We start from the raw sequence: 18,922 nt of genomic DNA, 5'->3' as shown, positions 1-18,922 counted from the left end.
GACGGGGGACGGTGGCGACCGCCGGTGAAGACGGGGCGGTCACGGTCGGGGCGATCGGGCACGGGCGCGGACGCCGAGAGCGAGGCGGAGCCCGGCTCGGAGCGGCCAAAGGTACCAGCCATGGTACTTCCCGGCCAAGAAGCGATAGGCGCTGCGGTGGTGCACGAGGCGCATCTCGCGAGACGAGTTCTGGGTCGAGTGGGCTCCGACATGCATCACTCGAGCGGCGGGTTCGTACACGTTGGTGAAACCGGCACGACCCAGGCGGTAGCCGAGGTCTACGTCCTCGAAATACATGAAGAATCGCTCGTCGAAGCCGCCGAGCGCCTCGAACGCGCTGCGGCGGACTAGAAGACATGCCCCGGAGAGCCAACCCGTCGTCCGGCGGACGTCGTGCTCGCCGTCCAGGTGGTAGAGGCGGGTCCACGGATTGTCGGGCCAGACATTGGCGAAGAGCGCGTGTCCCAGTCCCGTCCTCAGCGACGGCACCCGTCGGGCCGACGGATAGACGCTGCCGTCGGGCTCGATGACGGCAGGGCCGACGGCGCCGATCGACTCGTCTGACTCGGCGGTGGACAGGAGGACGTCGAGACTCCCGGGATCGAGCACGACGTCGGGGTTCGAGATGAGTATCCAGCGGCACTCCGGCCCCAGCTGGCGGACGGCGGCATTGACCGCGCCCCCATACCCCCGATTACTGCCCAACTCGAGGAACTCCGCCCCCTGCGATGTCGTGGAGGCCGCGAGTCGGGTCACGTCGTCCGAGTCGTTGTCGGCGACGACCACTCGGACGGGGGTCGACGCGCGGGTCGCGGCTTGCGTCGACGCGAGGAAGTCGTCGAGGTAGCGGCCCGAGTTGTAGCTGACGGTGACGATCGCGGTCTCGGCGACCGACGACTCCGGTGTCCGAGTCATGAGTACACCACTTGGTGCGCCTCGGCGCAGGCGCGCCACGTGAAGCCCGCCGAACGTTCGAGGCCGTTGAGCACGAGGCTGCGACGGCGCTCGTCGTCAGCCAAAAGCGCCTTCATCCCGTGATGGAGCGACTCGGCATCGGGTTCCGAATACGCGGCAGCGTCGCCGGCCACCTCGGGGAGGGCGAGGCGGCGTGTGGTCAGCACCGCGCCTCCCGACGCCATGGCCTCGAGCACGGGCAGGCCGAAACCCTCGCCGGTGCTGGGGTAGACGACGAGCTCGGAGCCGCCCAGGAAGGCGGAGAGCTGATCCAGAGGGAGGTAACCGAGATAACGAAGACCCGCTCCGGGGACGTCGCCCGCGGCACGGAGGATGTGGACCGCGGACTCGTCCCATCCGAGGCCACCGGCGACCAAGAGGGGTGGCGTTCCTTTCACCGAGGCCGTCAGCGCCGCGTGCGCGTCGATGAGGGCGGGCACCGATTTGCGCGGCTCCACCGTGCCGAGGAAGGCAATCCAACGGTCGTCGGGGGACAGGCCGTGCGCGCGACGGAAATCTGCCATCGCATCATCCGTCGCTGGATGGAAGACGGATCGGTCGACACCCAGCGGAGCGACGGCGTTCGGGATGGCGGACGGCACGTAGCGGTGGATCTCGTCGGCCGTGGCCTGGCTCGGCGTGACGGTGGCCCGCGTCCAGCGGCGAGCCAGTGTGATCCAGGTGCGGAAGAACACGCGCTTGAGGCGGCTGTGAGCGGCGGGGTCGCTGAAGAAGGTGGCGTCGTGCAGCGTCACGACGGAGCGACGGGCTGCCCCGAGAGGGAACGTGTAGTGGGGGCAGTGCAGCACCGCGACTCCGAGCCGACGCGCCAGGAGGGGCAACCCGAGTTGCTCCCAGGCCAACCGGACGGGCCGAGCGCGGACGAGGCGCGGCGCATCGACGTACCGGTGCCCGGGGGCGACACCGCTCAGCCACGAGCGGTCACCCCGCTTCACGACGACCGACACGCTGACGTCCGCCTCGTCGAGGCCCTGGAGCAGACCCGCAATATAGCGCGCGACCCCGCCCCGGTTCGGCGGGATGGACGTCGCGTCGACGAGGACAGAGAGGGACAAGATCAGGCGTGCAGTTCGCGACCGGCCGTGGCCACGCGAGTCATCCCCGCGTGACGATCGTCGTCCGCCATGACGAAGCGAGCGGCCTCGCGGAGGATCGCGATGTGTTCACCGGTCTTCTTGGCGAGAAAGCAGTGGACGAAGTAGGGCCCGCCGCCGAACTGAAGATCGTTGAGCCGGTATTCGACGGTCGTCGTACCGTGCAACGGGCTGTGCACGAGCCCGATCTTGCGGCTGTCGGTCCCGTACACGAGGTGACCGTGCTGGTTCTCGATCTTGAACCCGGAGTGCCAGTGCTCCAGAGGAGTCGTGTGCGATACGGTCATGCGGATGACGAGGTCGTCGCCGGGACGGAGCTCCTCGCCGGGAGAACGGCCGGGGGAGGCGATCTCGACGCGGTCGACTGTGCCGGGGGTGGCGTCCTCATCCGGGTTCGCGGCCTCGGCCTCAGCCACTCGTCGCCCCTCGAGAATCTCCCGGAAGTTCTTGACCGCGTGTCGGGCCGAACCCTGGAACATGACTTCACCGTGGTGCAGGACCACGGCGCTGTCGCACAGCTCTTGGACCTGGCCGAGGGAGTGGCTCACCAAGACGATGGTGCGCCCCTCTTGTTGGAACTCGCGAATCTTGTCGAGGCACTTCTTCTGGAACTGCTCGTCGCCGACGGCCAGCACCTCGTCCACGAGGAGCACGTCGGGGTCGGTGTGGATGGCCACCGCGAACGCGAGCCGGACGTACATGCCCGACGAGTAGAACTTCACCTGGGTGTCGATGAAGTCGCCGATGCCGCTGAACAGGAGGATGTCGTCGAACTTCGCCTCCGCCTCCTCCTGCGTGATTCCGAGAATGGCCGCGTTGAGGAAGACGTTCTCGCGACCGGTGAGGTCGGGGTGGAACCCGGCACCGAGCTCGATGAGGGCAGCCAGCCGCCCGCGACGGGTGACATCACCCGTCGTCGGCTCGAGGATGCCGCCGATGACCTTGAGCAAGGTGGACTTGCCGGAGCCGTTCGGGCCGAGGAGCCCGATCGTCGTGCCCGCCGGGATGTCGAGGGACACGTCCTTGAGAGCCCAGAAGTCTTCGCTGTGGCGGCGACCGGCACGGCCGAGGGTGACGACGCGCTCCTTCAGCGAGTTGTCGCGACGGATGACGAAGCGCTTGGAGACGTTCTTGATGCTGACGACAGTGGGTGCGTCCGCGAAGTCGACGTCGTCGACGGCGAGGATGTTGTCGGTGGTCATGACACGGGCCTTTCGGAGAACACGGCTCAGATCTCCTGGGCGAAGTTGCCCTGGAGTCGAGCGAAGACGCGCTGGCAGAAGAAGAGGGCGACGAGGCCGACGACGATGGCGATCGCCATGCGAAGCATCAAGTGGTCGGGATACTGGTCGGGGCCCCCGGCCGTCCAGAACGCGCGGTGGAACCCGAGGATGCCGAGCGTGATGGGGTTGTTGGTGTAGATCGGGAGCACCCAGGCCCACGCGCCGCCCGTTGCCCGGGAGAAGACCATCTGCCACGAGTAGACGATCGGAGACGCCCACATGAGCAGCATCATGAGGACCTCGACCAGGTACGCCATGTCGCGGAGGTACACGTTCAGGGCCGACAGCAGGATGCCCAGGGCGGTGCCCCAGACCAGGATGACCAGGGTCGCCGGGAGGAAAAACGCCAGGTTCTCGAACGAAGGGAAGGACCGGAACGCCAACGTCGCGATGAGCAGGATCACGAGTTGGATGCCGAAGTTGAACAGTGCCCCACCGACGGCTGAGAGCGGATAGATCTCTCGGGGGACGTAGACCTTCTTGAGCAGGCCAGCGTTCGCGACGACCGACCCTGTCGCGCCCGAGACGATCTCGCTGAACAGGCCGTACAGGGTCAAACCCGCAAAGATGTAGATGGCGAACTCGGGGATCGCCCGGGCAGATCCGAGAATCTGGCCGAGGATGAGCCAGTAGATGCCCAGCTGCACGAGAGGACGGATCAGTGTCCAGGCGAAGCCCAGCGCGCTGTCTTTGTAGCGCGACTTCAGGTCTCGGCGGATCAGGAGGTCGAGCAGTTGTCGCTGCTGGAACACCTCGCGGACGGAGCCCCAGGTGCCCCCGGCGGGTCGACCCGCCGGGACCATCGGCTCCTCACGAAGTCGCGCGAACCTGTCGCTGACGGTACTGCTCATGGTGAAACCTCGCTTATCGGGAAGAACAGGGAACTATACCTCGACGAACGGGCGGATCGCCCGGGGAGCCGCTGTCAGCGCCCGTTCTTGCTGTCGCGCATCGTCCGCAGGCGAGTGGAGACCTTCCCGCGCAGCTCCCCGACACCCCCGGCCGTCAGGTAGTGCCGAGCCAAAAGGACATCCCGACGGATGCCGTGACGGCTGTTGGCGATCTCGTGGAACCGCTGCTCGGGGCTCTTCTCGAGTGACGGCACGACGACACCGCCTTGATGGCGGACGGCGTCGGCGGCCACGTGAGCACGGTCGGGTGCCACGTGCGGGTCGTGGCAGAACTGGATGAGCGGGGCGAGCGCCTTCTCCCAGGTGAAGTCCTGCCGCACTCGGGCGACCGCCTCCTTCGCCGCCGCGATCGCAGCCTCGTTGAAGAGCATGGACTCGAGCGCGTCCGCGAGGCCGTCGACATCACGTTCGGTCACGGCGACGCCGAGGCCTTCCGCGGCGACGAGATCGCCGAAGCTGTCGCCCCGCGTCGTGACGATGGGCAGGTTGGCCCACATGTAGTCGAGGATGCGCGTGCGGAACGAGAACGTCGTCTCGATGTGGTCGAAGTGCGTGCTGACACCGGCATCGGCCTCGAGCAGGTAGTTCTGGCGGTCGTCGAGTGCGACCCAGTTCTCGTTGAAGAAGACGTTCTTGTTGGTGAGGCCCAGCTGCTCGGAGATCTCCCGCGTCTTGGCCACGATCGCCATCTCGGGGACGTCGGGGTTCGGGTGCGCCACACCGAGGAAGAACAGCCTGACGTTCGGGCGGCGCTCGGCGAGCTTGCCGATCGCACGAACGAGGGTCGGGGTGTCGAACCAGTTGTAGATACCGCCGCCCCAGATGACGACCTTGTCGTCGTCGGAGATACCGGGCACGACGCCCCGGATGGCCTTGCGCGTGTGCTGCGGCGGCGTGCTGTCCATGCCGAACGGTGCGATCGAGATGAGGTCGTTCAGGTTCTCGTCCGCGGCGTACGTGTCCGGGTTGATGCGGCCCACGGCGGCGAGCTGGCCCATCCAGAAGAGGCGCTGCCGTTCGGACGCGCAGAGGAAGTAGTCTCCACGTTGCAGCTGCTCGTTGACGACCTCCGTGGTGACCAGAACCTGGTTGCGCCACGCGGCGTCACCCATCTCGCGACCCTGTTCGAGCTGTTCGAGGTGCATGGGGTCGTAGAGGTCGACGACCATGATCTTGTTCGATCGCTGCAGTGTGAGGAAGTGGCGGAGCGCGAAGCCCTGGAAGAAGATGACGTCGGCCCACTCCTCGTGGACCTTCATCGCGCGCTCGTCTTGCAGCCGGACGCGCTCGACCTCGAAGGAGTCCGAGGCACGGTTGGCGACGTTCCAGGTCACGAGACGGACATCATTGTGCTCGGACAGCGCCTCGGAGATCTTCCAGGCACGCATGCCGGGGCCGGCCATCTTCTCGCCGAGCGCGTCGCCCGTGATCACGAGGACGCGCTTGCGCATCATCGGTCGGTTGACGCCGAACGCGTCCTGGATCTTGGTGAAGCCGTCGAGGAAGTAGTCGTCACCGAAGAGGGGGTGGAAGATATTGCCGAAGAGCCGGAAGACCTCTTTATCGGTCTTGACGCGACGGGACTGGATCTCGTCGCGGCGAGCCTTGAGCTTCGGGAGGTCGGCCACGAACTGGTCGAGGGCGAACAGCCCCGCCACGGTGTCCTTGTGCACCGGTGTGGTCTCGTCGAACTCGTCGGCGGCCCCCTCGAAGCGACGCAGGTCGTAGGACTCGGAGTCGAGCTTGCCCTTCGCGACGGCACGACGGGCCAGGAGCGCGAACGCCGCCGGGAGGATGGTGCCGAGGCTGTCGTCCGACAGGTTCTTGTAGAGCATGTGCAGCGCGTTGCGCTCGAGCAGGTACATCTCGCGGTACTCACCGAAGCTCTTCATCGAGCCGTGGTGCTTGTGGTACACGATCGAGTCGGGTGCGAAGCGGACCCGGTAGCCATAGAGGTTGAGCCGCCAGCCCAGATCGACGTCGTCGTAGAACATGAACATGTCCTCGTCGAACCCGCCGATGTCCAGGAAGAGCGCGCGACGGACGAAGAGCGCCGAGCCCGTGCCGAACAGCAGATCGCGCTGTTCGTCGAACCGACCGTCGTCCAGCTCGTTGGTGTGGTTCTTGTAACCCATGCCGAACCAGGAGAGCCCCGACTCGACGAAGTCGATGGCCTTGCCATCCCAGTCGAGGACCTTGCTCGCCACGGCACCGATCCGGGGACTCGCCGAGAACGCCGCAAGGCCTTCGCTGATCCAGTCTCGGTGGGGCTTGGCGTCGTTGTTCAGGAACGCCACGAAGTCACCCGTGGCCTTGGACGCGCCGAGGTTGCTGCCGCCCGTGAACCCGAGGTTCTTGTCGGACACGACGAGTGTGACGTTCGCCTGATCGCCGAGCGCTGCGCGGAGGCGCTTCTCGCTGTCGTCGCCCGACCCGTTCTCGACGACGACGATCTCGAGCTGCTTGGTCGGCCAGTCGACCTCGTTGAGCCGCGCCACGCACTCGAGAGTGTCGTCGGTTCCCCGGAAGTTGATGATGACGACCGAGACGGTGCCGGTGGTGGTAACGGTCAAAACGCTTGCTCCAAAGTGGTCGGCGACTAACGGTACGGCCCGGGGGCAGCCCTAACTATAACCACGTTGCCGGGTCGTTCCGGGCTGACTGGCACAATGGTCGGATGCTCGCCTCCATCGTCGTCGTCGACTGGAAACAGCCCGAGTTGACGCGCCGTTGCCTCGATTCCCTGGTGCGACAGGAGGGCGCCGAGAAGACGGAGATCGTGCTCGTGGTCAACGAGGCGTCCGCCGACGACGTCGCCGCCTATCGGAGCGAGTTCCCGGCTGTCCGCGTGGTTCCCGTCGCACACAATGCCGGCTTCGCCGGGGGAGTGGCCGCCGGCGCCGCGGTCAGCGACTCCGACGTCATCGTGCTCGTCAACAACGATGCTGTCGCCCTACCGGGCTTCCTCCGCTCAGGGCTGTCGGCCCTCGAGCGCGGCGGTCCCGGTCTGGCCGCGGTCGCGGGAACGGCGGTTCTCGAGGGGACGTTCGCGCCGACCTCAGTCCAGAGCGACGACCAGCTCGTCGGCCTCGACGGACAGCGCTGGTCGCGGGCGGGGACATCGGCCGGCGTCACTCTGCTGAACGGCACCGGCGTCGAGGTGACCCGTGACGGGAACGGCTTTGACCGCGACTGGCTGACGCCCGTCCCCGCGGTCGACGTGGCCGGACTCGATCGGCCGCGCGATCCGTTCGGCTTCTCGGGAGGCGCCGTCTTCCTCCGTCGCGAGGCCTTGGACGGTGTCGGTGGCTTCGACGAGTCCTTGTTCATGTATTACGAGGACCTCGACGTCGCGTGGCGTCTCCGTCTGGCCGGCTTCGGGATCGGATGGAGTTCCGACGCGATCGTGGTCCATCGTCATGCGGGCAGCTCCAGCAGCAACGGCGGACTCGTGCGGTACCAGAGCATGCGCAACCGCCTCGCCGTCAGCCTCCGGGTCGGATCCCCGGCGCTGCGGGTCCGGGTCGTGCTGCGGACGGCGGCCCGTCTCGTCCGGGATGTCCTGCCCGGGCCGGACCGCCAGCTGTCCCGCCGGCAGTGGGCGCACCTCCTCGGTGAGTTGCCGCGCCTCGCAGCGCACGCGTCTCGTCGACGCCGCGCGGACGGTTTCTCGGCGGCCGATCGACGACGCGTGGAGGCGCTCCTGCTGCCGTGACACCTCCGCGCGGCCGCTACCACGCGAACGGGAGGCTGACTCGGCGTCGACTTTGAAGTACCGTGGCATCACCGGAAACCACCGGCGCCGTCGTCGGGAACACGGACGGCCTCGCCTCACCAGCGAGTCGAAGCGTCGGTGGGATTCCCCGAACGCCCCAGGGAGGCGCTCCAGTGAAGAGAACTATCGCGATGCTCGCGGCCGTCGTCGTCGTGGCATCCGGTTTCGTCGGAATCGGCGCCTCGGTGTCGGCGCCGAGCGCGCAGGCGCTGTCGGGTGCCGAGTTCGACCCCGGCAATATCATCAGCGACGCGGTCTTCTTCAACGGAGGCGCGATGTCGGAGGCGCAGATTCAGTCGTTCCTGGACAGTCAGATCGGAGCCTGCACGAACGGGAACTGCCTGAACGTTCTCCGTCTCGACACCAGCACGCGCGGGGCGGACGCGATGTGTGCCTCCTACCAGGGAGCCGGGGGCGAGAGCGTCGCACGCATCATCTCGAAGGTGAGCGCCGTCTGCGGGATCAACCCGCAGGTGATCCTCGTGACGTTGCAGAAGGAGCAGAGCCTCGTCAACGGGTCCATCGCCCGGGGGCCGTCGACGGCCCGGCTCGAGAGGGCCATGGGCTACGCCTGCCCCGACTCCGCCAACGGCGGCTGCGATCCCACGTACGCCGGCGTCTACAACCAGATCTATCGCGCCGCGTGGCAGTTCAAGAGGTACGGCAACCCTCCGGGGACGAGCAACTACTTCACTCAGTATGCTCCCGGGACGACCAAGAACGTGCTCTACAACCCCAATGCGGCGTGTGGCACGAAGTCCGTCGCCATCCGCAACCAGGCGACGGCGAACCTGTACTACTACACGCCGTACACCCCCAACGCGGCGGCCCTGGCGAATCTGAACGGCAACGGCGATGGCTGCTCGGCGTTCGGCAACCGCAACTTCTGGGTCTACTTCAACAATTGGTTCGGGTCGCCGACGGGGACGACCCGCGCCATCGGTGCCGTCGACGCCCTGTCGGCCGGCATCGAGTCGGTCTCGGTTCGAGGTTGGGCCCTCGACCCCTCGAGCACGGCGTCGATCCAGGTCCATGCCTATGTCGGATCCGCCGGGACGCCTATCTCAGCGGATCGGCAACGACCCGACGTGGGACGTGCATATCCCGCGAACGGATCGGCGCACGGTTTCGACGCTACGTTCTCGGCCGCCCCCGGTCTGCAGAAGGTCTGCGTCTACGCGATCGGACTCGGATCGGCACCTGCGACGGAGCTGGTCTGCCAAATGCTCGACATCAAACCGGCGTCGCCGTTCGGGGCCGTGGACGTGGCCCGTGCGGTGCCGGGTGGAATCGAGGTCTCGGGGTGGGCCATCGACCTCGAGACGACAGATCCGATCCAGGTGCACGTCTACGTCGACAACGCCGGACGGGCCCTGACCGCCGATCGTGACCGTCCTGACGTGGGACGTGCCTGGCCCGCTTCGGGAAGCGCCCACGGCTTCGCCGGGAAGGTCCCCGCATCGCCCGGGGTCCACACCGTCTGTATCTACGGCATCAACGTGGCGCGGGGGTCGAACAGTCTCGTCGGCCCGTGCCGTGCCGTCACGGTACCCGGAAGCAAGCCCATCGGGTCCCTCGACGTGGTCACCGTCGGTCAAGACGGAGTCCTCACGGCGAAGGGGTGGGCTCTCGACGGCGACACCACGGACCCGATCGCGACGCACGTCTACGTCGATGGTCGTCCCACCGCCGTCCGGGCCGATCAGTCGCGTTCCGACATCGCCCGTGTCTACCCGGCATACGGCGCGGCTCACGGCTACACGGCCTCGGTCAAGGTCGGTTACGGCACCCATTCCGTCTGCGCCTACGGCATCAATGTCGGGAGCTCGGACGACAACGCACTCCTCGGGTGCACCTCGGTAACGGTCAGCAACGCCGTTCCGCTGGGCAGCCTGGACGGAGCCGTGGGAGTCGCCGGCGGTATCGCGGTCAACGGCTGGGCGTGGGATCCCGACACGAGTGCGCCGATCCAGGTTCACGTCTATGTCGAGCAACGCGGCTATCAGCTCACGGCCGACGGTCGGCGCGACGACGTGGCTCGCGCGCACCCGGCCGCCGGTGCCGAGCATGGATTCTCGGGGGTGGTGCCGGCGCCCGCGGGCAGCAGCCAGAACGTGTGCGTCTACGCCATCGACTCGACTGGGGGCGAGAACCCCACGATCGGCTGTCGCCTCGTCGCCATTCCCCGGTGACGTCCCCAGACGGGCCGATCCGTCCTCGGCGATGCCCGGAGGCACGGTGCCAGTCCGGTAATGTGGGTGGCCGCCACCGGCATCCATGAGGTGTTGTCGTGTCACGGGCGATGGCCGACGAGGGGGACCACCACAGCATGAGCACCACCGACCGCACCGTCGAGAATTGTCGACGGCCCCTCCTCCGTCTTGGTGTGGCAGCGCACGGCCAGTGGGTCCGCATCACCGCGCCGCGCGCCTCGGGTTTGCCGTCCGTGGCTGTTCTGCTGTGGTTCCCGTCGGTGGTCGTCGCCGTCTTCCTGGTGTTCGTCGCCCTCGGGCTCTCGGGCAGTTCCACGGGAGCGTTCTGGGAGTTCTTCGGTCAAGGAGCGGACCCGAACCTGATCGCCGGTCAGCCACGACGTATCCGCACTGACGAATGGCTCGTACAGTCCGGGTGGATCGTGTCGCAGGCGCAGCAGGGGTTCCCGGCCGTGAACCAGACCCTTCTGGGTGGCATGGACTCCACCATCCAGAACGACCTACCTTCCTGGGACTGGTCGACGATCTTCCGTCCGCACGTGGTCGGCTTCCTTCTCCTTCCGTTGGATCAGGGCATGGCCGTGCGGTGGTGGCTGCCGTTCGCCGCCTTGCTCGTCGCCGCCTACGCGTTCGCCGTCACCCTGGCGCCTCGACGACCGGTCACGTCGGCTCTCGTCGTCATCGCGCTGGGCTTCTCGCCTCTCCTCCAGTGGTGGTTCCTGCCCACGACGCTCTGGCCCGTGGCCTGGGCGTTCACGGCGCTGACCGCCATCCTGTGGTGCCTCAGGTCGTCACGCGCGTGGGTGCGGTGGCTCGCCGCCGCCGCAGCCGGGTATCTCACGGTCACCCTGGCCATGAGCATCTACGTGCCCTTCATCATCCCCGCCGCCGTCGTCGTGGTGGTCGTGGGTGTCGGTCTGCTCACGACGTCGGGAGTCGGTGTCCGCGGGTCGGTGCGAGCCATCCGCCCGTTGCTGGTCGCCGTCGTCGGTGCGGCCGCCGTTTTGGCGGTGTGGCTCGCGACCCGGATCGACACGGTGCGATCGGTGATCGGCACCGTGTACCCGGGGCAACGTCTCGAGGCCACTGGCGCCATCGACTTCGGCGGCACCGTGGCCGCTCTCGGCGGCCCGTTCCAGCAGGCCCTCCAGGACGGGGTGACGGGCTCGCTCGGGCCGAACGCGTCCGAATCGGCGGCGCCGTTGATGCTCGGGCTGCCGCTCCTCGTCGTCCTGATCTGGCTCGCAGGGAGGCGCTGGCGGTCCGAGAGGAAGGTGGACGGCCTCATCGCCTCTGTCGTGGTGGCCCACGTGGTCGTCCTAGCGTTCCTCTTCGTCCCTCATTGGGACGCGCTGGCGCATCTCGTCTTGCTCGACCGGACGACGGTCGCCCGGATGCGTTCCGCCTTCGACATCCTGAACGTGATCTCGTTCTTCGTCGTCGTGTCGAGGCTCGATGCGCGCCGTGATCGCGCGCCGTGGTCCGTGGCCCTGCTGGCCGGCACGATGTCCGCGGCGAGCATCGCGTTCGTCTACGCGGCCTTGCGGGCGACGGGCTCGCCGGTCCTGAGCGAGTCCGCCGCGTGGAAGGTCGTCGGCGTGCTCCTCGTCCTGACCGTCGTCGCGTTGGCCCGCAGGTGGGCCGTCGTGGCGGCGGCCGGGTTCGTCGTGGCGTCCCTCCTCGTCGGGCTGGGCGTCAACCCGCTCTACCGAGGAGTCTTCGATCTCAACGACACCAGTGTGGGCCGGGAGATCGACGCCGTGTCGCAGCGCGACCCGGATGCGCAGTGGGTGGGCGTGGGCACGTACTACGCGGGCGCGGCTCTGGTGGAGAGCGGCGTGAGCACCTTCAACGGCGTCCAGACCTACCCGTCCGACAAGATGTGGAACGAGATCGATCCCGACGGCAGCGACGAGAACGCGTGGAACCGCCTGGCCAACGTCAACTGGGTGCCGGGCCAAGGGGAGCCGGTCATCAGCAATCCGTTCCGCGACCAGATCGAGGTGACCTTCGACGGATGCAGCTCGTTCGCCCAGGAGCACGTCGACTACGTCGTCTCCGAGGCAGCCCTGGACACGACGTGCCTGAAGCAGCTCGATCACGCGCAGGACGGCTCCCTGGTGCTCTTCGTCTACGAGGTCGACTGAGCAGGGCCGCGGGGGAACACCCATCGTCCATAGGCGACGTAACGGAACGCCGTCGCCAGCGCCTGACCGATGAACGTGCCGGAGACGTTGTCTGCGACGGGACCTGCCAGCCCGAGAACGTAGCGCGAGAATCCGAGGCAGGCGAGCTGGAGCACGATGGCCGCGACGTTGATCGCGATGAAGAGCCCGAATGACCGGAGGGTCATGCGTTCGCTGCGATCGCGGAACGTCCAGAAATGACTGCCGAGGTACGTCACGACGCTCGCCACGGCGATGGCGAGGACCTTGGCCACCAGAGGCAGGTCGAATAGAGGTCCCCGTCCGCCCCAGAAGACGAGGCCGTTGTACACGGCGGCGTCGACCAGGAACCCCACCCCGCCGATCACGAGGAAGGTGCTCGCCCGTCGGAGGTGATCGGCGATGAGCTGGGAGGCGCGGGACATGGCGTGGCCTTCGGTCGTGGTGGGGTGGTCAACTGGTAACGTCTTCGGGGCGACACCGCCCCCGGGCCGGTCTTGGCCGTAACGCGATCAGCACCCGAAGGACTTTATCTTGACCAACGACGAACTCGTCATCGCTGCCGTCGTCCCCTGCCACAACGAGGCGCACACGGTGGGGAAGGTCGTTGGCGATCTGCTCGCGACCGTGCCGGGCATCCAGGTGTTCGTCTACGACAACAACAGCACCGATGGCACCGACGAGTTGGCTCGTGCCGCAGGCGCGACCGTCCGATACGAACACCGCAAGGGCAAAGGGAACGTCGTACGGCGAGCATTCAGCGACATCGACGCCGACGTCTACCTCCTCATCGACGGCGACGACACGTACGACGTCGCGGATGCCCCCGCGATGATCGCAGCCCTCCTCGAGGGCCCCTTCGACCACATCCTCGGTGTCCGGCGAGAGCTCGACCCGAGCAGCTCCGCCTATCGCCCCGGCCACGAGGCCGGCAACCGCGCCTTCAACCGACTGGTCAGCGGCCTGTTCGGCCTCCCTGTCACCGACATGCTCAGCGGCTACCGCATCTTCTCGCGACGCTTCGTCAAGTCCTTCCCCGCAGTGTCGCGCGAGTTCGAGATCGAGACCGAGCTGACCGTCCACAGCATGAACCTCCGCGTGCCGCAGAAGGAGGTCGAGGTCGGCTTCCGCGACCGCCCCGAGGGCAGCGAGAGCAAGCTGAGCACCTTCAAGGACGGCTTCAAGATCCTGGCCTTGATCGCGCACCTTATCCGGCACGAACGGCCGCTCGCGTTCCATGGCATCGTCGGTGCCGTTTTCGCGCTGGTGGCCGTGGTCCTGGCTGTCCCGATCTTCGTCGAGTTCGGTGAGACGGGTCTCGTGCCGAGATTCCCGACCGCGTTCCTGGCCGCCTCGCTGATGATCCTCGCGTTCCTCACCTGGCTGGTCGGTCTCGTGCTCGACGGCATTACCCGCTCTCGCCGTGAATCATCGAGGCTCGTCTACCTCAACTACAGTGCGCCCGCCCCCACGGGGACCTCATCCGCGCACCTGCCCTTCGGCGGGACCGCCAGCGAGGACGCCGTCTGAGCTTCCATCCGCCTCGCGTCCGGCACTGGCCGCAAGCACGCTGGAGAACCCGCACGGCCCGAGCGCTTCACACTGACGAAAGACCATCCCTATGTCCTCCACCGACTCCGCCGGCGCGAACGCCCTCGTCGTCCTCCCCACGTACAACGAGGCCGAAAATCTTCCGCTGATCCTGGGGCGCCTGTTCGAGGCGGCGCCCGCGATCGACGTGCTCGTGGTCGACGACGGCAGCCCCGACGGCACCGGTGACCTGGCCGAGTCCATGGCGGCGACCGACCCGCGCATCCATGTCCAACACCGCACCGGAAAGCTCGGGCTCGGCTCGGCTTACGTGCTCGGCTTCGGGTGGGGTCTCGAGCGGGGCTACGACTTCGTGGTCGAGATGGACGCCGACGGCTCCCACCCGCCCGAGCGGCTGCCCGCGATGATCGACGCCGTGACCTCGACAGAGCCGGGCGCGCCCAGCCTGGCCATCGGATCGCGCTGGGTGCCCGGGGGATCTGTCGTGAACTGGCCGCTGTCCCGTCAGATCCTCAGCAGGGGCGGCAACCTCTACGCCCGATTGGCCCTCGGCCTCCAACTCAAAGACGTCACCGCCGGCTTCAGGGTCTACACCCGGGAGGCGCTGGCTGGCATGGACCTGTCGACCATCGACTCGAAGGGCTACTGCTTTCAGGTCGACATGACCCTGCGGGTCCTCGATGCAGGCCGAGGCGTGGTCGAAGTGCCCATCGAGTTCCGCGAACGCGAGTTCGGCGAATCGAAGATGAGCCAGGCCATCGTCGTCGAGGCCATGCTCCGCGTCACGAGGTGGGGTATCGGCCGCCGGGTCGCGACTCTCAGGGGACGGCGCCCCGGGCCCGCCTGGGTCGCCGAGGACTGACGCCGGCGGAGGCCCGCCCGACGACGGAGGTCGGCCCGCTGACAAGCCGACCCGCGCCTCCTACCGGCCGAGCGACTGGGGCAGGCGCGACCGCCAGGAGCGCTTGCGCGCCGAGATGGTCGCGGTGGCGACGAACAGCATGAGCGTGCCCTCGAAGAGCACGAAGCTCTCGGCGGCGGCCGTCACGCCGATCAGCAGCAGGACGAGGGCCGGCCAGACGTAGGCGACGATCGGGTGACCGGAGGCGGTGGTCCAGGCCCGGGCGAACGCGAGCACCCCGGCCACGAGCAGGAGCACCAGACCGGCGAGGCCGAGTTGCAGCCAGATGTCGAAATACGCGTTCAACCCGGTCGGATACGGCCGGCCCGACGGCGCGATCAACGTCACGTACGGGAACACGGTCTGCGGCCACTGGCCGACCCAGCCCCACCCCGTGATGTCGTGCACCGAGATCAGTTCGCGCATCCGCTCCCAGAGCTGCGTCCGCGCCGAGACGTCGCTCGTACCGTCGACCGAGGCGAGCAGACGGTTGCGGGCCACGAAGGCCAGAACGCCTCCGACGACGATCAGCACCGCGAGCACGATCTGCATGACGGGCCGCCGCGACTCGGGTGCGCGACGGAGGGCGTTCAACGCCACGGCCGCCACGATGAGCACCAACACCGCGATCGCCGTCACGGGGCTCCGCACGAACAGGAGCGTCACGACGGCCCCGGTCACCGAGACGACGCCGGTCTGCCGCGGCACCGAACGGGTCAGCAGCTCGACCGAGAACGTCAGGAGCGCGAGCATCGCCAGGAATCCCAGATAGTTGCGCGTGCCGGCGATCCCCTGGATCGGGCCGCCCATCGCGAGGTTGCCCTGGATGCCCAGGAACCGGATCGGCATGTCGATCAGCAGACCGCTCAGCACCTCGAGCGAGAGCGAGATCGCGAGCAGGATGCGCAGGGCGTCGCCGGTCGCCCGCACGACCTGCACGAGGTCGCGCCCGAGGGCGAGATAGATGCCGAGCATCCCGAAGCCCAGCGCGTACGAGAACCCCCCGATGGTCAGCCAGGTGTACTCGCTCCAGAACACGCTGATGCCCATGAACCCGAAGAGAGCGATGAGCGAGACCGGCAGGATGCCGCGCCATTCGATGTGATGCCGGGCCCCGAAGAGGGACAGCGCCGACAGCAGCACCAACGTGGCGAGGATGGCCACGGACCCGGCCCAGCCCATCATCGGGCGGATCGCCTGGGTCGAGAAGCCGTACAGCACGATCGCGACCGCCAGGGCCTGGCTGAAGTGACCGCCCGCCGAGAAACCGATCCACGCCGAGAGATACCGCCGCAGCGGGTCCCGTTCGCGCTCGGAGCGGATCACTCCGCCGTCGCTCTCGCCGCGCCGGCCACGACCGGCGCCCCGCTCTCGCCCACGGCGACGACACGGTCACGGTCGTTCCAACCGTAGGGATCGCGCCGGGTCACGACGACGAGGACGACGAGCAGGGCCCAACCCCATTCGACGATGAGGCGCGACTCGGTGAGCCCGTGCACGAGCAGCGCGGTGACGAGCAGAGCGGGCAGCAGGTCGAGGGCGCTCCAGTCGGCGACGCGACCCGGGCCGAGGATGCGCCGATCGGTCGCCCACCACCACGACCGCGTGGCGACGCCGAGACAGACGAGCGCGAACAGCACGAGCCCGATCCAGCCGAGCTGGAACCACACGTCGAGATAGGCGTCGTGCGCCTGGAGATAGACCACCCCGTTGCGCTCGGCGAGGTCGGTGAACGGCTTCGAGATCGGGATCCAATAGCTGACCCACCCCCAGCCGACGACCGGGTGCTGCACCCCGAGCTCGTACACGGCGCGCCAGATGTCGACCCGGCCCGTGAGGTCGCCGCTCTTGCCGAGCAGACCGAGCAGGGGGCCTCGGGCGGCGACCACCACGGCGGCGAGCACGACGAGAGCCGCGAGCGTCGCGGCGTAGACCCGCGATCGACGAGGAGGTGCGGTGCGGCGCACGGCCACCACCACCGCCAGCACGACCGCGACGACGACGGCCACGACGATCACCGTCGCCGACCGGGTGAGGGCGAGTGCCACGATCGACGCACCCACACCGACGACCACCGTGCGGGCCGTGACCGTGCGAGCCGCCGCCTCCGTCGCCGTCACGACCAGCGCGAGCAGCGCGAGCATGGCGAGGATGTTGCTGTTGCCCTGCAGCCCCTGGATGCGTCCGCCGCTGAACAGGACGTCGCGCGACCAGTAGAAGGCGGACGGCACGGACGAGTCGCACGACAGATAGACCGGGCAGAACGGCTGCCGGACGAACAGGCCCACCACGAGCTCGAACAGCAGGGAGAGCACGACGTGGATGCGCAGTGCCAGGCCGAGGGACGCGACGATGCGGGGCCAGGGGAGCGACCAGGCGACCGCCACGGCCCCGACGGTCGTCGCGAGGGTGGCCACGACGCCGAAGGACGACGCGAGCGGATACTGCGACCAGGCGATCGAGACGACCGCCAGGAGCAGGAAGAGCCCGAGGAACTTCGGCATCTCGGCCACCCGAGGACGGTTCCGCACCACGACCACGACGGACGGAATGACCATCAGACCGCAGACGATGCCCCAGCCCCAGAAGCTGGTGGCGTTCCGCAGCACGTCGCCACCGAACAGCACGAGGAAGACGGCGGTCGCGAAGAGGCCCGCACCGCCCCCGGTGGCGGGCAACCGGAGGCGGTCCATGAGCATGCCCCCAGGGTAGACGACACCCGCGCCGACCCCGGTGTCGCCGACCCCGGTGACGTCAGACGAAGGCGGCCTGACCCGTGATGCTGCGCCCGACGATGAGCGTGTTCATCTCGCGCGTGCCCTCGTAGCTGTAGAGCGCCTCCGCGTCCGCGAAGAATCGCGCGACGTCGTAGTCGAGCACGATGCCGTTGCCACCCAGCACCTCCCGGGCGTAGCCGACGGTCTCGCGCATGCGAGCCGTCGTGTACGCCTTGGCGAGCGACGCGTGCTCGTCCCGTTGCGTGCCGTCGTCGAGCAGCTGCGAGACGCGGACGACCATGCCGATCGACGCCGTGATGTTGCCGATGCACTTCACGAGCAGGTCCTGGATGAGCTGGTGCTTCGAGATCGGCTTGCCGAACTGGACACGCTCGTTCGCGTAGGCGAGGGCGGCCTCGTAGGCGCCGATCGAGTTGCCGACGGCGGCCCAGGCGACCTCGGCGCGCGTCAGACGGAGCACCTTGGCCGTGTCGCGGAACGAGTTCGCCTGCTGCAGACGGTTGCTCTCGGGCACCCGGACGTTCTCCAGCGTGATGTCGGCGTTCTGGACGATCCGGAGGCTCTGCTTGTCCTCGATCTTCGTGGCCGTGTAGCCCGGGGTCGACGTCGGCACGATGAAGCCCTTGACCTGGCCGTCCTCCGCGCTCTTCGCCCAGATGATCGTGATGTCGCTGAAGGTCGCGTTGCCGATCCAGCGCTTGGACCCGTTCAAGATCCAGTCGTCGCCGTCGCGCGTGGCGACGGTGCGGAGGCCCTGAGCCGAGTCCGAGCCGGACAGCGGCTCGGTGAGACCGAAGGCCCCGACGAGCTCACCGCTGGCGAGGCGCGGCAGCCACTCGGCCCGCTGCTCGGGGGAGCCGCCGACGCCGATCGACCCCATGCAGAGGCCGTTCTGGACGCCGACGAACGTGGCGACCGAGGCGTCGACGCGAGCGAGCTCGAGCGCCACCCAGCCACGGAACACGGCCGAGTTCTCGAACGGACGGGTCTCCTCCCACGGCATCCCGAACAGGCCGAGGCCGGCGAGGCCCTTCACGATCTCGTGCGGGAACTCCGCACGCGCCCAGTGGTCGTTGACCAGAGGCTTGACGGTGGTCTCCAGATACGACCTCAGATCGGCCAGGACGGATTTCTCCCGATCGGTCAGCAGGCTCTCGTAGCCGTAGAAGTCGCTGGTGAGGGTCGTGAGTTCGGACAGGGTCGTAGTAGACATTCGTGCTCCGTTGCTTCGTGTCGAGACGCCGCGAGCGTAGGCCGGGCGAACGCGTCCGGCAACGGGCTTGGTAGTTTTGACCAACGCCCCCGGCCCACCGGTC

The 18,922-nt window shown here is 67.9% G+C and carries 14 protein-coding genes; 5 read left to right on the top strand and 9 right to left on the bottom strand.

The genetic code is table 11. From position 1 onward, the window contains the following. Positions 1–39: 39 nt before the first annotated feature. The 5 genes from ACPEEZ_RS10385 to ACPEEZ_RS10365 all read right to left on the bottom strand — a co-directional run bounded on the left by ACPEEZ_RS10385 (position 40) and on the right by ACPEEZ_RS10365 (position 6,836). Complete coding sequence (locus ACPEEZ_RS10385; protein WP_423918428.1) at positions 40–915, bottom strand: glycosyltransferase family 2 protein; 876 nt, start codon at positions 913–915, stop codon at positions 40–42. After that, complete coding sequence (locus ACPEEZ_RS10380; protein WP_423918426.1) at positions 912–2,030, bottom strand: glycosyltransferase family 4 protein; 1,119 nt, start codon at positions 2,028–2,030, stop codon at positions 912–914. The genes ACPEEZ_RS10385 and ACPEEZ_RS10380 overlap by 4 nt, the downstream gene beginning before the upstream one ends. A gap of 2 nt (positions 2,031–2,032) precedes the next feature. Then, a complete protein-coding gene (locus tag ACPEEZ_RS10375) occupies positions 2,033–3,271 on the bottom strand; it encodes an ABC transporter ATP-binding protein (protein WP_423918423.1) in 1,239 nt (412 codons plus the stop codon). 26 nt (positions 3,272–3,297) lie between these two features. Beyond that, the gene (locus tag ACPEEZ_RS10370; RefSeq protein WP_423918421.1) at positions 3,298–4,203 is read right to left on the bottom strand and encodes an ABC transporter permease; all 906 of its coding nucleotides are present in this window, start codon (positions 4,201–4,203) and stop codon (positions 3,298–3,300) included. 74 nt (positions 4,204–4,277) lie between these two features. Continuing rightward, a complete protein-coding gene (locus ACPEEZ_RS10365; protein WP_423918418.1) occupies positions 4,278–6,836 on the bottom strand; it encodes a glycosyltransferase in 2,559 nt (852 codons plus the stop codon). A 104-nt stretch (positions 6,837–6,940) separates the two neighbouring features. On the opposite strand from ACPEEZ_RS10365, the gene ACPEEZ_RS10360 reads away from it, so the two are divergent. The 3 genes from ACPEEZ_RS10360 (at position 6,941) to ACPEEZ_RS10350 (ending at position 12,398) form a co-directional block, all read left to right on the top strand. After that, positions 6,941–7,978 (top strand): glycosyltransferase, encoded by a 1,038-nt coding sequence (locus ACPEEZ_RS10360; protein WP_423918415.1) that lies wholly within the window; start codon positions 6,941–6,943, stop codon positions 7,976–7,978. Between the two features lie 173 nt (positions 7,979–8,151). After that, positions 8,152–10,230, top strand: a complete 2,079-nt coding sequence (locus ACPEEZ_RS10355) for a hypothetical protein (RefSeq protein ID WP_423918412.1) — start codon at positions 8,152–8,154, stop codon at positions 10,228–10,230. Positions 10,231–10,367: 137 nt separating this feature from the next. Further along, on the top strand, positions 10,368–12,398 hold the full coding sequence (locus tag ACPEEZ_RS10350; protein ID WP_423918409.1) for a DUF7657 domain-containing protein: 2,031 nt from the start codon (positions 10,368–10,370) through the stop codon (positions 12,396–12,398). Here ACPEEZ_RS10350 and ACPEEZ_RS10345 read toward each other — a convergent pair. Then, a complete protein-coding gene (locus ACPEEZ_RS10345; protein WP_423918407.1) occupies positions 12,383–12,841 on the bottom strand; it encodes a GtrA family protein in 459 nt (152 codons plus the stop codon). The genes ACPEEZ_RS10350 and ACPEEZ_RS10345 overlap by 16 nt on opposite strands. A gap of 109 nt (positions 12,842–12,950) precedes the next feature. Here ACPEEZ_RS10345 and ACPEEZ_RS10340 point away from each other — a divergent pair, with 109 nt between their 5' ends. Together ACPEEZ_RS10340 and ACPEEZ_RS10335 are read left to right on the top strand one after the other, a co-directional pair. Then, entirely contained in the window at positions 12,951–13,946 is a 996-nt protein-coding gene (locus ACPEEZ_RS10340; RefSeq protein WP_423918405.1) for a glycosyltransferase family 2 protein, read from the top strand. A gap of 91 nt (positions 13,947–14,037) precedes the next feature. Further along, positions 14,038–14,829, top strand: a complete 792-nt coding sequence (locus tag ACPEEZ_RS10335) for a polyprenol monophosphomannose synthase (protein ID WP_423918402.1) — start codon at positions 14,038–14,040, stop codon at positions 14,827–14,829. 60 nt (positions 14,830–14,889) lie between these two features. Here the strand turns inward: ACPEEZ_RS10335 and ACPEEZ_RS10330 are convergent, their stop codons facing one another. From ACPEEZ_RS10330 to ACPEEZ_RS10320, 3 genes are read right to left on the bottom strand one after another with little or no spacing between them, the layout of a single operon-like run. Next, entirely contained in the window at positions 14,890–16,194 is a 1,305-nt protein-coding gene (locus ACPEEZ_RS10330; RefSeq protein ID WP_423918399.1) for an O-antigen ligase family protein, read from the bottom strand. Then, positions 16,191–17,567 carry an O-antigen ligase family protein gene (locus ACPEEZ_RS10325; RefSeq protein WP_423918396.1) on the bottom strand — a complete coding sequence of 459 codons (1,377 nt, stop codon included), beginning with the start codon at positions 17,565–17,567 and terminating at the stop codon, positions 16,191–16,193. Before ACPEEZ_RS10325 ends, ACPEEZ_RS10330 begins: the two co-directional genes overlap by 4 nt. 55 nt (positions 17,568–17,622) lie before the next feature. Then, positions 17,623–18,819: an acyl-CoA dehydrogenase family protein gene (locus ACPEEZ_RS10320; protein WP_423918394.1), complete on the bottom strand. Its 1,197-nt coding sequence runs from the start codon at positions 18,817–18,819 to the stop codon at positions 17,623–17,625. Between the last annotated feature and the right edge of the window lie 103 nt (positions 18,820–18,922).

The organism is Frigoribacterium sp. 2-23, assembly GCF_049601585.1.
In the GTDB taxonomy this organism is placed as follows: Bacteria; Actinomycetota; Actinomycetes; order Actinomycetales; family Microbacteriaceae; genus Frigoribacterium.
The sequence above is the reverse complement of the archived record's forward strand: the minus strand, read 5'-3'. Positions and strand labels throughout refer to the sequence as shown.

Coding starts and splice junctions, on each gene's coding strand:
- ACPEEZ_RS10385 (WP_423918428.1), bottom strand. CDS start 915: ATGACTCGGACACCGGAGTCGTCGGTCGCCGAGACCGCGATCGTCACC.
- ACPEEZ_RS10375 (WP_423918423.1), bottom strand. CDS start 3,271: ATGACCACCGACAACATCCTCGCCGTCGACGACGTCGACTTCGCGGAC.
- ACPEEZ_RS10370 (WP_423918421.1), bottom strand. CDS start 4,203: ATGAGCAGTACCGTCAGCGACAGGTTCGCGCGACTTCGTGAGGAGCCG.
- ACPEEZ_RS10360 (WP_423918415.1), top strand. CDS start 6,941: ATGCTCGCCTCCATCGTCGTCGTCGACTGGAAACAGCCCGAGTTGACG.
- ACPEEZ_RS10350 (WP_423918409.1), top strand. CDS start 10,368: ATGAGCACCACCGACCGCACCGTCGAGAATTGTCGACGGCCCCTCCTC.
- ACPEEZ_RS10345 (WP_423918407.1), bottom strand. CDS start 12,841: ATGTCCCGCGCCTCCCAGCTCATCGCCGATCACCTCCGACGGGCGAGC.
- ACPEEZ_RS10335 (WP_423918402.1), top strand. CDS start 14,038: ATGTCCTCCACCGACTCCGCCGGCGCGAACGCCCTCGTCGTCCTCCCC.
- ACPEEZ_RS10325 (WP_423918396.1), bottom strand. CDS start 17,567: ATGCTCATGGACCGCCTCCGGTTGCCCGCCACCGGGGGCGGTGCGGGC.
- ACPEEZ_RS10320 (WP_423918394.1), bottom strand. CDS start 18,819: ATGTCTACTACGACCCTGTCCGAACTCACGACCCTCACCAGCGACTTC.